A 13,136-nucleotide genomic window follows, 5' to 3' on the forward strand; every position below is an offset into this window, starting at 1 on the left:
GGCAAATAAACGCAGAATTAAGCCAAGCTGTTAAATTACAGACACTTATATTACAAGCACTATTACAAGCACTTATAAATGAAATAAGCGTCTACTACTACAAATAGAACAAGTGCCTACTGTTATGTACGAACGTCTACTTTAAGGATATTATTATGAAAGACATGCTTCAATCACCAACGCGGCGCCAACTGCTCTCGATGATTGGTAAAACAGCGGGCGCGACCGCCATGTATCAGGCGATGACGACGTTAGGATTTGCCTCAGAATCGAGTTTTAAAGAAACGATGGATTTAAAAGGGGCACCTCCCGGCGCTAGTATCATCGTTTTAGGCGCGGGTCTTGGTGGCCTAACCGCAGCATATGAGCTGCGTAAAGCAGGCTATGACGTCAAAGTCCTCGAGTTCCAAAACCGTGGCGGTGGTCGTAGTTGGACGCTGCACAGCGGTGATAGATATACTGAGCTTGGCGGCGAAGAGGTCACCTGTGATTTTGAAGAGGGCAATTACTTTAATGGTGGGCCTTGGCGTTTGCCAAGTCATCACTATGCAGTTTTCCATTACTGCAAACAGTTTGGCGTTGAGATGCAACCCTTTATTCAAACCAACGACCGCGCTTATTTGCACCGTAGTACTCATTTCAATGGTGTGCCGCAACGCTTAGGCGATGTAAAAAATGATATCCAAGGACACGTAGCAGAATTATTGTCAAAAGCGGTGAATGTTGGCGGTTTGGATCGTTCGGTCAATAAAGAAGATAAAGAAAAGCTACTTGAAGGCTTAAAAGGTTGGGGCGTGCTCGATAAAGACTACCGCTACCGCGCCAGCAATGCTACTAGTAAGCATCGTGGTTATAGTGTCCTGCCGGGCGGCGGCTTGATGCCTGATGAAACCCCATCAAAGCCTTTACCGGTCAGCGAAATATTAGATTCGGGCATGTGGGCCGATATTTATGGTAACCATATGACCTATGCGCATCAGCCAACGATGTTTCAACCGGTTGGCGGTATGGGTAAAATCGGTGATGCCTTCACCCGTGAATGCCGCGATATGATTGAGTTCAATGCCAAAGTGACTAAGATTCATCAAGATGAAAGCGGCGTTACAGTCAATTATGTCGACAGCAACAGTCCAGATGGCGCGACCAAGACCATCCGTGCCGATTGGTGTGTCTGTAATATTCCATTAACCGTATTGACCCAGCTTGATATCAATGTTTCAAAACCGATGAAACAAGCGATGGCAGCGGTACCTTATGAGACCTCTTACAAAGTAGGTTTAGAGTTTAATCGCCGCTTTTGGGAAGAAGACGAGTGGATCTATGGTGGCTTGACCTATACCGATATGCCGATAGCCCAAATTGCTTATCCTTCAGAAAATATGTTTAAAGACGGTACTGGGGTATTATTAGGCGCCTATGGTTATGGACCGACCTCATATAAATTTAATACGTTAACCCCGCAGGAGCGTATTAATGTTGCGCTTGCTTATGGTAAGTATATTCACCCGCAGTATCCAAAAGAGTTCCGCGCTGGTACGTCAGTCGTTTGGCACCGCATTCCTTGGACACTGGGTTGTTATGGTATTTGGAATGAGTCTACCCGCCGTCAGCATTATGACACCTTATGCAGTATCGATAACCGTATTGTACTGACGGGCGAGCATTGCTCACACATTCCGGCATGGCAAGAAGGCGCTATTTTATCTGGCATGGATGCCGCCAAGCGCCTACATAAAAAAGCAAAAATGCTGGGTTAATATGAATAACTATAAAAATTCAGAGGCTATCATGGACAATGCAATCGTAAAGAAGGCAATCGTGAAGAAAAAAGTCATGAGAGAAATGACCCCTAAACTGCTGACTGTGATGTTGTTGGGTGCGATCGGTAGTGCAGCACTTTTAGGCTGTAGTCAACAATCAGACGATCTACAAACGGTGGCAACTCTACATGAGCAAGACCCCATAACAACGGATGATTATCAAGCAAGCCGTAATACCGGCAGCTGGGGCGGCGTTTATATGAGCCGTGAGGAGCTTACTGCACCTGCTATCAATGTCGTTGATCACAGCTCACTTCCTACTATGGATAATGATCCAAGTATTGCCGAGTGGGAAACCAAGTTTGAAGGGACAAATGCCTTTGTGACGACAGATGGCAAAAAACTGTATCATGACTCTTGTGCTGCTTGTCATATGCACAAAGGCGAGGGCGCTTACGGTGCAGGTTATTATCCACCCCTCGCTAACAACAGTAAAATGCAGTCTAAGTATTACATCATTGATATCTTGATTAATGGTTTCCGCGGTATGCCCTCGTTCCATAACATGATGAATGATGAGCAGATGGCAGCGGTTACTCAGTATGTGGTCAGTGATTTAAATGGTTATACGGATACGGTTACCGCGGCAGATGTTGAACAATTGAGACACGCTGTGCCGCCAGCTAGCGATCCAAGTGATGAATAGTGGTGAGTAATGTCACTTAGGATGTCAGCTCATAACTTTTAAAAGTGGATGGCTGATATAAGAATCAAGTTATCATTTTTGGTAGAATAAAAAGGCGCCTGATGTGTTTATCGAGCGCCTTTTTATTTGTGAGCATTCAGTATCGCCTAACCCTATTTTACGCAATGAAGATGGCTAAGTTATTTAAGTTATCTAGGGCTAGATGACCAAACGGGCGAGCGGATAGTACCTTGACCAGATTTACCGAATGCTTCGCCGCCGTTCAATGACTTAATAGTCAGTACGCCTTTACCGCCCTGCTTTGAAGCAAAAACCACGCGCTTACCGTTCGGTGAAAAACTTGGTGCTTCATCGATACCTGTAGCACCTAAGTTCGCAGTAATGGCGCCGCTACTGTTCATGATGGCAGCTGAACGACCACTTAAAAAGGCGATTTGCGAGCCATCGCTACTAAACTGTGGGCTGGTCGCATAGCCACTATTCGATACTTGCGTGGTACGGCCTGAACCAAACTCATAACGATAGATGCGAGGTTTGTTAAACCCTGCACGGTCACTAACGAAGACAAAAGATTTGCCATCAGGGGCATAACTTGGTTGCACTTCACTGCTTGGCCAATTGGTCAGACGTCGTGGTTGACCGCCACTAGCGCTCATCTCATAAATATCAGCGCTGCCCTCAAAGCTACTAGAAAATAATATCTTACTACCATCGGGCGAAAATGACGGACTAAGGTTGCTACCCGGGAATGGCGTCAATGGCGTAGCCCCGCCGCCGCTTACGCTTTGAATATAGATAACAGGGTGAGACTTATCGCGCTGCACTGAATAAGCAATGCGATTGCCATCAGGCGACCAAGTCGGCGAGAAGATAGAGCCAGCCACTTCTGTGATGGTTTTGGCGTTTTCGCCGTCAGCATCCATAACCTTTAAGCGCGAGATTTTCTCTTTGCCGGTGCCCATTTCTTCGATATAAGCAATACGCCCTGAGAAGTCACCAGGGATGCCGGTGATTAGCTCATATACTTTGTCCGCAATCACGTGGGCGGCGTAACGCATACTTTCCTTATTATTATCAGCGGTTAACGTTTGCTTGCCCTCTAACACGCGTCCGGTTTTAACTTCAATGACTTCATAATCGGTGACAACTTTACCGCGATTGCTGCGCGTGCTACCGATGACAAGATAAGGAATGCCCATGCTTTGCCAAACGGGAAGGGTACCGGCTAACTCGCTACTGCTGTGTGGCTGCTGCGGTAGGTTTTGGCTGGTCACTTTAAGCTCGGTTTTGCTTAAATCATTTAATATAATCGGTGATAAAGTAGAATCGCCAGCAAAGGAGACAAAAGCCACTTGGCTTTGTTGTACCGGAATCTCATAATCCAATTCTAAAACGACAGGCGCCGCCAAGACGCTAGGAGCAAGCAATAAGCTTGAGGTAGTGGCAAGTAAAGAGAGGCATAGTTTTTTATGAATGCGCATAACCAAGTCAAACTCCTAGATGGGGTAATTGTTTTTATAAATGCTAAACCAATGATAACGTTAAAATAATATCGCCGCAGGTGCAAGTTGCTTAAGGTAACGTTAGCAATAATATCGTTTATGGGCAACTGCTTAGTTACTGCCTTTAAACTGTATGGTGAAGGTGGGGTATTTGGGGTCATCAGCATCAATTGGCAAGCTGCCAGTATTGAGCACCGCTTGTTTGGCGGCTTCATTGACCGCGCTATCAGGTCCTGAAGCAGAGACGTTAACGACAGCGCCGCTGGCATTGACCGTGATGGTCAAGGTAGCACGCTGCGTCGAGCCTTTTGCTGCTGTTGGCGGATTATAGTTGCGTTTGATTAAATTGATGATTTCACTATTACTAGCGCCGCGACTGCCGCTTGATGCCGAGCGACTGCTGCCCTTTGCGCTACTAGAAGTGGTGGTGTCACCAGTCAATGTTGATTGACCATCCTCTCCTAAGCTAAGCGTCTGACCTGCGCTACCTGAGCCACCAGTATTGATTTCTATATTTCGATCATTAGCAGTAGGGCGTTTAATCTTAGGCGGATTGTTTTGTTTATTACGAAAGTCTCGCAGCCTTTTTTGCTCTTCTATCAGCTGCGCTCTTCTGTCTTGTTCAACTTGATCATGCTCATCTAGCACGGATTCATCTAACTGCGCTGCCCATTCAGCCATATTGCGCTCATACTCTTGATTTTGCTCAAGCAGACGCTGGTGCTGCTCTTCGCTCATCAGCATCGGGCGAGGATTTACCGTCTCATCAGAACGAGTAAAAACAGGCACGCGCTGCGAAGTCGGTTCGCTTGGATTGTCGTAGCTGACACTGCCATCAAAGCTGTTTTCTGGCATGCTGGCTGATGAGCCACTTGCACCGCTATCGGCTGGCATAGCGCTCGCCGCTGCGGCACGATTGGCCAGTATCTCGCCTTGCATTTCAGCCAATTGCTCAGGAGATATCATCACGGTTTCGATGCTACCTGCAGTTTCAACTTCCATGTTTTGATACGTATAAGCCAGTATGCCAATCACAAGACCATGTGCCAACAAGCTTAAAAGTGTCGGTAAAGTCAGCCCGTTACCTTCAGGTTCGGTCGGTACATAAACGGTGGGCGCATTACGCATAGTTGGGATACTCAAATACGATATTTATCAAATGAACGACTTTATTATAACCAGCTGAGCCAATCAAAGTTAAGCTAAAAGCAGGGTAGATAAATTATAAAGAAGGCGCGGGTAACGGTGCACCTGTCAACAGCCCCACTTTTTGGATGCCTGCCTGCTGTAGGGTGGCCATCAGTGTCATAATAGCGCCATACTGATTGTTTTTATCAGCATTAATCATCACTTGTAAAGGCTGAGCGCCAGCATCGGTATTTTGATTTTGCAAGTTGGTTAAGGTATCAATCAGTTCCGGCTCACTAATTGGCAGGTCGATATTATTCTCGTAACTGATAAAAATCTCACCGCTATCGGTCAACGATACAATCACAGGTAGCTGACTTTGACTGATGGTATTGGTTTGCTCTTTTGGCAAATCAACATCGACGCCCGTTATCAGCATCGGCGCTGTGACCATAAATATAACCAGCAGCACGAGCATGACGTCGATATAAGGAACAACGTTCATCTCCGCATTTAGCGCTTTTTTCTCGCGGCGATAAGGGCTTTGTTTCATAGACCAGTTACCTGAGTGCTTTGGCTGCTTTGATTGACTTGGCTTGCTTGCGTACCCGCTTGCGGAATCTCAATACTGGTTTCGCGTTGTAGCATGCCTGTCATCTCGTCGCAGAATAAGGCGCGAGAGTCATATAGTCGGCTCGCTTTGGCGGTAAAATGGTTATACGCCAATACTGCAGGGATTGCGGCAAACAAACCCATAGCAGTGGCAATCAAAGCTTCGGCGATACCGGGCGCCACAGTCGCTAAGGTCGCTTGCTCGCTTTGTGACAGTCCCAAAAAGGCATTCATAATACCCCAAACGGTACCGAATAAACCGACATAAGGCGCCACCGAACCAATACTTGCCAGCGTCGTTAGACCCGACTCTAATAATTGCTGCTGACGACCCAATCCAACTCGAAGCTTACGCTCAACGCCGTCGATAATGTCATCTTTAGGCTGACGTTTTTTATGCATTCTTAGGTATTCAGAGAATCCAACATAAAAAATTTGCTCAAGCCCTTGGCGCTCAGGCGAACCTTGGACGCCTTGATACAGCTTTGCCAAATCTTCCCCTGACCAAAACCAGGTTTCAAACTGCTGGTCAAAATTTCTGGCGGTACCAAGACGCGCACTCATACGAAAAATAATCACCCAACTGAGCAATGACGCTAATAACAACAATGCCATCACAATCTGTACCAATAAACTGGCTTGGGTGATTAGGTCGATAATATTTAAGGATTCAGGCATGTAGGCGGCTCATGGATAATGAATAATAGTCAATCTAATAGGGGGTTTTATATTAACCCGTTAGTGTACTGCTAAACCACGCAAATATCATTAATAATATGTTAATAGCAGCGCATAAATTGCTCTCGATAGATTTTTATAAAAAAATGATGACAGCACAAGCATTTTATAATATTGACCATATGGTCAACTAATTTGCACTCTTATACTAAGAAGATGCCGCCATTCATTGAAATTTTGAGTGAATTTCACTAGAATGTTATGGTTTGTTGCTGTCATTTTTCATGATGGTTCGTATTTACCAAATTATGTGTGGCTAAAGGATTAAAAGCATTATCTCTAACCTTAGAGTATCAGCGTCATTTACAGTCGCAATCTGGAAGCGTCATTTATCGTCGCAATTTGGGTGTATTTTATATGTTTGTTTTAAACGCAGTATCGAGCGTCGCAATTTGGAAGCGACACTTATCAATACAGTTAGATAATGATGATTTACTTACTGCAATTTGGAAGCGACTCTTATGAACGCAATCGAACGCTATTTTGGTATTAATGGTCAAAACACCACGATAAAAACCGAGATTTTAGCCGGTGTGACCACGTTTTTAACGATGGCTTACATCATCTTTGTCAACCCCAATGTCCTTGCTGACGCGGGTATGGATAAAGGCGCAGTATTTGTCGCCACCTGTCTTGCTGCGGCACTTGGGTGTTTTATCATGGGGATTTATGCCCGCTTGCCAGTCGCACTAGCACCGGGTATGGGACTAAATGCCTTCTTTACTTATGGTGTGGTTTTAGGGATGGGCTACGCGTGGCAAACGGCGCTTGGCGCAGTGTTTTTGTCCGGTTGTATCTTTATCTTGCTAAGTTTATTCAAAATCCGTGAAATCATTATCAACTCTATTCCGGACAGTATTAAACAAGGCGTGGTTGCTGGTATCGGTGCGTTTTTGGCCTTTATCTCGCTACAAACCGCAGGCGTTATCGTCAATAATGACGCGACGTTGGTGGGACTTGGTGATATGACCACGTTTTCACCTGCAATGGCGGCATTGGGCTTTATTGTTATCGTTGGCTTGTCGCATAAAAAAGTACCAGGCGCCGTCACGATAGGGATTTTACTGGTAGCGCTTATCAGTCTGCTCACAGGCCATACAGAGTTTACCGGTATCATTTCAGCGCCGCCACCGATTGCGCCAACATTGATGCAGCTGGATATTGCTGGTGCATTTGATGTGGCCATGATTAGTGTTATCTTTGCCTTCTTATTCGTGGATTTATTCGATACCGCCGGTACTTTGATTGCAACGACCAGTCAAGCGGGTTTGATTGGTAAAGATGGCAAAATCCCCAATATGGGCAAAGCGCTATTGGCAGATTCGAGCGCCACGGTTGCAGGCACCTTACTAGGTACCTCATCGACCACCAGTTTCATTGAAAGTGTGTCGGGTATTGCAGCAGGTGGACGTACAGGGCTGATGGCAGTAACGGTCGGCGTTTTGTTTTTACTGAGTATCTTCTTCTCACCACTGGCTGGTATGATTCCAGGTTATGCGACTGCTGGCGCTATTTTTTATGTCGCGGTCTTGATGATGGAAACGTTAAAGGACGTCAAATGGACGGATTTAACCGAAGCGGCGCCTGTAGTGGTTGTGCTGTTATTCACGCCATTAAGCTATTCTGTCGCTGATGGTATTGCGCTGGGTTTTATTACCTTTACCGCGATTAAAGTCGTCGCTGGTAAGTTCTCTGACGTTAGTATTCCTGTTTGGATATTGACTGCTGTTTTACTGGCCAAGATTGTGTTTATCTAAGATTGCGATTTAAATTACCATCACCATTTTTAAATGAAGACACGACCTAGATAGACACTCAGCTTAACAGCCAGTTTTAATCATTAAACCCTTCTTATTTTAAATAAGAAGGGTTTTTTATGCGTAAAGATAAATGTTATAGACAGCTATATTCAGCACGAAATAAAATAATTACGTTATTAATTCGCTCATATTCTGTATGGGTTTAAATTAAATGGATGAGATAAATAAAGACAAGTCGTTGATTCAAAAACGATTAATCAGACATAGTAAACATAAATTTATAACTAAAGCGTCATTTCTAACAAGCGGCTAATAACCATTTGTTTTTAAACAGTATTTTGTTTGGTTAAAATAGGTAAATTCGTTAGTTGGAAATTTTTTTTCATGCTACTATGGCAACGTTAAGCGCATCACCTCAATCAACGCCGTAGAGGTTTTTCTTACAGTGAATTAGTAACCTATAAGATGACAGATAAGTGTTTATTAGAACGTAAGATTGTATAAACTTAAACTTCTATAAAATGTCACTTGCATCTGAGCATCACCTCCTTTCACTACTAACAAGAAGAAGGCACTAATGCCGCTTAGCTGTTCGTTGTTGCCTTTATATTGTTAACGTAGCCCGTTTAACACTAAAACGACCTACTTGACCGTTTCCAGCCTTTGCTGGATTTTCTCGTTTTATAATGGCGCTGTTTGGTCTTTTGTATATTGCTAATTGGCTGATTTCTATCAGTAATATTGTTTATTCATCCACCATTCGCTATTAGAGATATTTGCTCTCAAAAATAGTAGGGATGGGATTTTGATAATGTTTGACAATAATAATTACTGCCATACTTTTAGCAATCAAATCTCCTACCGCACCATTTATTATGGTTTTTAAACGATAGTTATGGAGTTGTTATGAACCCAGTAGACCAGTTTACCCCGCAAGAGCCGATTTTATTTAATCCGCTCGATATATTAAAGCCCGCTTATCTCAGTGAGTCGTCGAGCGAGCTGTTTTCTCGTATCTCACCCTTGTATAGTGTGGATGAGGAACGCTGGTTGACGGACTTGTTGCCGCTTGCCAAACCCACAGAGGCAGAACGTGAGGCCGCTGCTACACAGACTCGTCAATTGGTCGAGCATGTGCGTAATGATGGCAAAGCCGTAAAAATGGTTGACTCATTATTACTTGAGTATAGCCTTGATACTCAAGAAGGTATTTTGCTCATGAGTTTGGCAGAAGCGTTAATTCGAGTGCCAGACAATTACACCGCTGACGCCCTTATCCACGATAAAATGAGCGTCGCTGACTGGAAAAAGCACATCAAAAATGACAACGGTTTTATGGTCAATGCCTCAACTTGGGGCATGATGATGACGGGCCGCGTTGTCAGTATTGATCGTGATACTACCGCTGCTGGGTTTTTGGACCGTATGACCAAAAAAATGGGCGAGCCGGTCATTCGCAGTGCCATGCAAAAAGCCATGCGCATTATGGGGCATCAGTTTGTACTTGGCGAAACCATTGAGGGCGCCAACAAAAACAGCCAACCTTATCGTAATAAAGGCTATACCTATTCGTTTGATATGCTAGGTGAGGCGGCGATTACCCATAAAGATGCGGAAAAATATTTTAACGATTATCTGCATGCGATTAAAGCGACGGCTAGCATCAAGGTAAAAGAAGGTATGCCAAAGCCGTCGGTATCTATTAAGCTATCGGCATTGCACCCGCGTTATGAAGCGACGCAAGAAGCGCAAGTGATGGGACTACTGCGTCAGCGTTGCTTGTTATTGATTGAAGCCGCTCGTGAGGTCAATGTCGATATCAGTATCGATGCTGAAGAAGCAGACCGTCTTGAGATTTCTTTAAAGCTGTTTGAGTCTCTTTACCGTGATAATTTAACCGCCGGTTGGGATGGCTTAGGGTTGGTGGTACAAGGTTACTCTAAGCGTGCGATTGCCGTTTTGACGTGGCTTGCGCGTTTGGCAACTGAAGTCGGTGATCGTATTCCGGTGCGTTTGGTCAAGGGTGCATACTGGGATACTGAAATCAAACTGGCGCAGCAAAAAGGGCTGTCCGGCTATCCTGTCTGGACCCGTAAAGAAGGCACGGACACCGCTTATCTTGCCTGTGCGCGCTTCTTATTGTCAGAGCATCTGCGCGGTTTGATTTGGCCACAGTTTGCTACCCATAATGCTCATACCCTTGCTTCAGTGATGACCATGAGCGCGCACCGAGAGTTTGAGTTCCAGCGGTTGCATGGTATGGGCGATGCGCTTTATGACCATATCTTGCAAGCTTATAAAATTCCTGTCCGTATCTATGCACCTGTTGGCGCTCATAAAGACTTGCTACCGTACTTGGTACGCCGTTTACTAGAAAACGGTGCCAATAGCTCGTTTGTGCATCAGCTGTTAGATAAGTCTTATCCCATTGATAAGCTCACGGTGCACCCATACGATAAGTTATTGACCAATGCTACTTTGCATAATCCTGATATTCCGTTGCCACTAGATATCTATGGCGCGCGCCGAGCCAGTTTTGGCCCTAATATCTTTGTAGAGTCGCAGTGGCTACCGTTTAAAGCGGCTATTGATAGCCATTTGCATAAAACCTGGTCAGCAACTTCTATCATTAACGGCAAAGCAGTTGATGCACATAAAGTCGATAGTAATTCTGAAAAACTTGAGTCGCAAACCGTACGCGCGCCTTGGAACCATGAAGTCATCGCAGGTGAAGTCACCTACGCCAATGCTGATATTGCGCAGCAAGCCATTGATGCTGCCATTGCAGGTCAAAGCCTATGGCAAGCCGTACCTGCGGCAAAGCGCGCTGCTATTTTGCGCAAAGTAGCGGACTTGTATGAAGAAAACTATGCTGAATTGATGGCGCTTTGCCAAATCGAAGCGGGTAAAACCATGCAAGACGGCATTGATGAAATCAAAGAAGCGGTTGATTTTTGCCGTTTTTATGCCGATGAAGCAGAACGTCTCGACGCCAAGGTTTATGAGTTTACCGACTTAGCAGGCAAGCAATCACGTCAAGTGTATAAGCCGCGCGGCACCTTTGTTTGTATTAGCCCGTGGAATTTTCCCTTGGCAATTTATACCGGTCAAATCATGGCGGCGCTTGCGGCGGGTAATACTGTGGTCGCCAAGCCTGCTGAGCAAACCAGCTTAATCGCGCATTTTGCTGTGCAGCTGATGTATCAAGCTGGCGTGCCGGTAGACGCTTTGCAGTTTGTCGTTGGCGCTGGCGAAGTTGGCGGCACGTTGACCGCTGCCGATAATATTGCAGGCGTTATTTTCACCGGTTCAACCCAAACGGCGCAGCATATCAATCAGAGCCTGCATCAGCAAATCAGTGGTGAGTTGCCAGTATTGATAGCCGAAACCGGCGGTCAAAACGCCATGGTTGTCGATTCAACCGCATTGCCCGAGCAAGTGGTTAAAGATGCGGTATTATCTGCCTTTGGTTCGGCAGGTCAGCGCTGTTCTGCGTGCCGTATCTTATGTGTGCAAGAAGAAGTAGCGGACAATTTAATCGAGCTGTTACAAGGAACGATGGCAGAATTGGTCGTCGGCAATCCATTGTATGCGGCAACCGATGTCGGTCCAGTGATTGATGCCGACGCCAAACAAAGTCTGGACGCGCATATCGAACGTATGGCGGCTGAACCAACGGCGACGATCTTGGCGCAGACACCGATGAGCGCAAGCTCGGTAGTCAGCGAAGAGTATTCTACCTTTGTCTTGCCAACCGCGGTTGAGGTAAAAAGTATCGATGTGATTGGTGGCGAGCACTTCGGCCCAATATTGCATGTGCTACGTTATCAAGCGCGCGATTTAAATAAGCTTATTGATGCGATTAATAGCACAGGTTTTGGTTTGACCTTGGGTATCCACAGCCGTATTGAAAATATTGCTGAGCATATCGAGCGCCGTGCCTTTGTCGGTAATACTTACATTAACCGTAACCAAATCGGTGCCGTCGTTAACGTGCAGCCGTTTGGCGGTTGTGGTCTGTCTGGTACGGGTCCAAAAGCTGGCGGGCCGCATTACGTTGCGCGTCTGATGCAGCTGTGTACTGAGCCGAACACTGCGGTAGAAAATAATAGCACTGAAACCCTTACCCAAATCGCATAAGGAGTAGCAAGATGGCGAATGAATTTAAAAAGAATCATGCCCAAGTTTGTGAAGCTTGGCGGTTATTAAGCGCGGTAGAGCGAGCAACTTATCTGCAAGCGGCTGTTGCTAAATTGGCCTTACTTACTGGTGACGCCAATAAAGCCCAGCGTTTATTTACCCATTTATTAAATGCCGCGCCGATGCTCGATGACGTGCAGCGTATGACGGGCGCAACGGGTGAGTCCAATGATTTGTATGTGACAGCTCGCGGTAAAACCATGGTTATCGGCGGCGAATCTGCCCGCGCGATGGCGGTACTTGGTCAGCTGGTGGCAGCTTTATTGACTGGCAACGAGGTGATACTGCATTGCCCAAGTCAGAGCGAGATGTGTGTTGAAGCGGCAAAAATATTGCATGACACTGGCATCAGCGATGATGTCTTAAGCGTTGCCAATGATTCGCAAACCATTACACTGCTATATATCGATCGATTGGCGCAAGTTGCGGTCGCTGGTAACCAAAGCGAAGTGCAAGCCATCAGCCAGGAGCTGGCTAAGACCGATGGTATCTTGACGCAGGTCATTGCGGTCACTGATATGGATGGGATGTCAGAGATGCTAACGCCTGATTATCTCTACCGCTTTGTCACTGAGCGGGTAAGGACGATTAACACCACAGCGATTGGTGGTAATGCCAGCTTGCTCGAGCTTGGCACCGAGTAAGTGCTGTAAAGCTAAATAAAAAAATTAGGGTGGTGTATCAAAAAGTATGCTGGGGTAATAAAGGAAGGGTGACAGCCGAAGCAAGA

9 protein-coding genes are annotated in these 13,136 nt (G+C 45.7%); 5 read left to right on the forward strand and 4 right to left on the reverse strand.

The features are described 5' to 3' along the window. Positions 1 to 155 precede the first annotated feature (155 nt). Positions 156 to 1,757 carry a flavin monoamine oxidase family protein gene (locus B2866_RS02455; protein WP_296190377.1) on the forward strand — a complete coding sequence of 534 codons (1,602 nt, stop codon included), beginning with the start codon at positions 156 to 158 and terminating at the stop codon, positions 1,755 to 1,757. Between the two features lie 76 nt (positions 1,758 to 1,833). Continuing rightward, the gene (locus tag B2866_RS02460; RefSeq protein ID WP_296190395.1) at positions 1,834 to 2,466 is read left to right on the forward strand and encodes a c-type cytochrome; all 633 of its coding nucleotides are present in this window, start codon (positions 1,834 to 1,836) and stop codon (positions 2,464 to 2,466) included. Between the two features lie 188 nt (positions 2,467 to 2,654). On the opposite strand, the gene B2866_RS02465 is transcribed toward B2866_RS02460, so the two are convergent. From B2866_RS02465 to tolQ, 4 genes are all read right to left on the reverse strand, one after another. Continuing rightward, the gene (locus B2866_RS02465) at positions 2,655 to 3,947 is read right to left on the reverse strand and encodes a translocation protein TolB (RefSeq protein ID WP_296190380.1); all 1,293 of its coding nucleotides are present in this window, start codon (positions 3,945 to 3,947) and stop codon (positions 2,655 to 2,657) included. Positions 3,948 to 4,079: 132 nt separating this feature from the next. Further along, a complete protein-coding gene (locus B2866_RS02470) occupies positions 4,080 to 5,096 on the reverse strand; it encodes a cell envelope integrity protein TolA (RefSeq protein WP_296190383.1) in 1,017 nt (338 codons plus the stop codon). Positions 5,097 to 5,190: 94 nt separating this feature from the next. Beyond that, complete coding sequence (gene tolR / locus B2866_RS02475; RefSeq protein ID WP_068408657.1) at positions 5,191 to 5,649, reverse strand: protein TolR; 459 nt, start codon at positions 5,647 to 5,649, stop codon at positions 5,191 to 5,193. Further along, positions 5,646 to 6,386: a protein TolQ gene (gene tolQ / locus B2866_RS02480; RefSeq protein WP_296190386.1), complete on the reverse strand. Its 741-nt coding sequence runs from the start codon at positions 6,384 to 6,386 to the stop codon at positions 5,646 to 5,648. The genes tolR and tolQ overlap by 4 nt, the downstream gene beginning before the upstream one ends. 521 nt (positions 6,387 to 6,907) lie before the next feature. On the opposite strand from tolQ, the gene B2866_RS02485 reads away from it, so the two are divergent. The 3 genes from B2866_RS02485 (at position 6,908) to B2866_RS02495 (ending at position 13,050) form a co-directional block, all read left to right on the forward strand. Next, positions 6,908 to 8,203: an NCS2 family permease gene (locus tag B2866_RS02485; RefSeq protein WP_296190389.1), complete on the forward strand. Its 1,296-nt coding sequence runs from the start codon at positions 6,908 to 6,910 to the stop codon at positions 8,201 to 8,203. Positions 8,204 to 9,112: 909 nt separating this feature from the next. After that, complete coding sequence (putA, locus tag B2866_RS02490) at positions 9,113 to 12,346, forward strand: bifunctional proline dehydrogenase/L-glutamate gamma-semialdehyde dehydrogenase PutA (RefSeq protein WP_296190391.1); 3,234 nt, start codon at positions 9,113 to 9,115, stop codon at positions 12,344 to 12,346. An 11-nt stretch (positions 12,347 to 12,357) separates the two neighbouring features. Continuing rightward, positions 12,358 to 13,050, forward strand: a complete 693-nt coding sequence (locus tag B2866_RS02495) for a 1-pyrroline-5-carboxylate dehydrogenase (protein ID WP_296190394.1) — start codon at positions 12,358 to 12,360, stop codon at positions 13,048 to 13,050. Positions 13,051 to 13,136: the final 86 nt, after the last annotated feature.

It is taken from the genome of Psychrobacter sp. UBA3483 (genome assembly GCF_002377905.1).
GTDB lineage: Bacteria > Pseudomonadota > Gammaproteobacteria > Pseudomonadales > Moraxellaceae > Psychrobacter.

Bases quoted from the DNA above. Each gene is read 5' to 3' on its own strand.
- B2866_RS02455 (WP_296190377.1), top strand. From the start codon at position 156: ATGAAAGACATGCTTCAATCACCAACGCGGCGCCAACTGCTCTCGATG.
- B2866_RS02460 (WP_296190395.1), top strand. From the start codon at position 1,834: ATGAGAGAAATGACCCCTAAACTGCTGACTGTGATGTTGTTGGGTGCG.
- B2866_RS02465 (WP_296190380.1), bottom strand. From the start codon at position 3,947: ATGCGCATTCATAAAAAACTATGCCTCTCTTTACTTGCCACTACCTCA.
- B2866_RS02470 (WP_296190383.1), bottom strand. From the start codon at position 5,096: ATGCGTAATGCGCCCACCGTTTATGTACCGACCGAACCTGAAGGTAAC.
- tolR (WP_068408657.1), bottom strand. From the start codon at position 5,649: ATGAAACAAAGCCCTTATCGCCGCGAGAAAAAAGCGCTAAATGCGGAG.
- tolQ (WP_296190386.1), bottom strand. From the start codon at position 6,386: ATGCCTGAATCCTTAAATATTATCGACCTAATCACCCAAGCCAGTTTA.
- B2866_RS02485 (WP_296190389.1), top strand. From the start codon at position 6,908: ATGAACGCAATCGAACGCTATTTTGGTATTAATGGTCAAAACACCACG.
- putA (WP_296190391.1), top strand. From the start codon at position 9,113: ATGAACCCAGTAGACCAGTTTACCCCGCAAGAGCCGATTTTATTTAAT.
- B2866_RS02495 (WP_296190394.1), top strand. From the start codon at position 12,358: ATGGCGAATGAATTTAAAAAGAATCATGCCCAAGTTTGTGAAGCTTGG.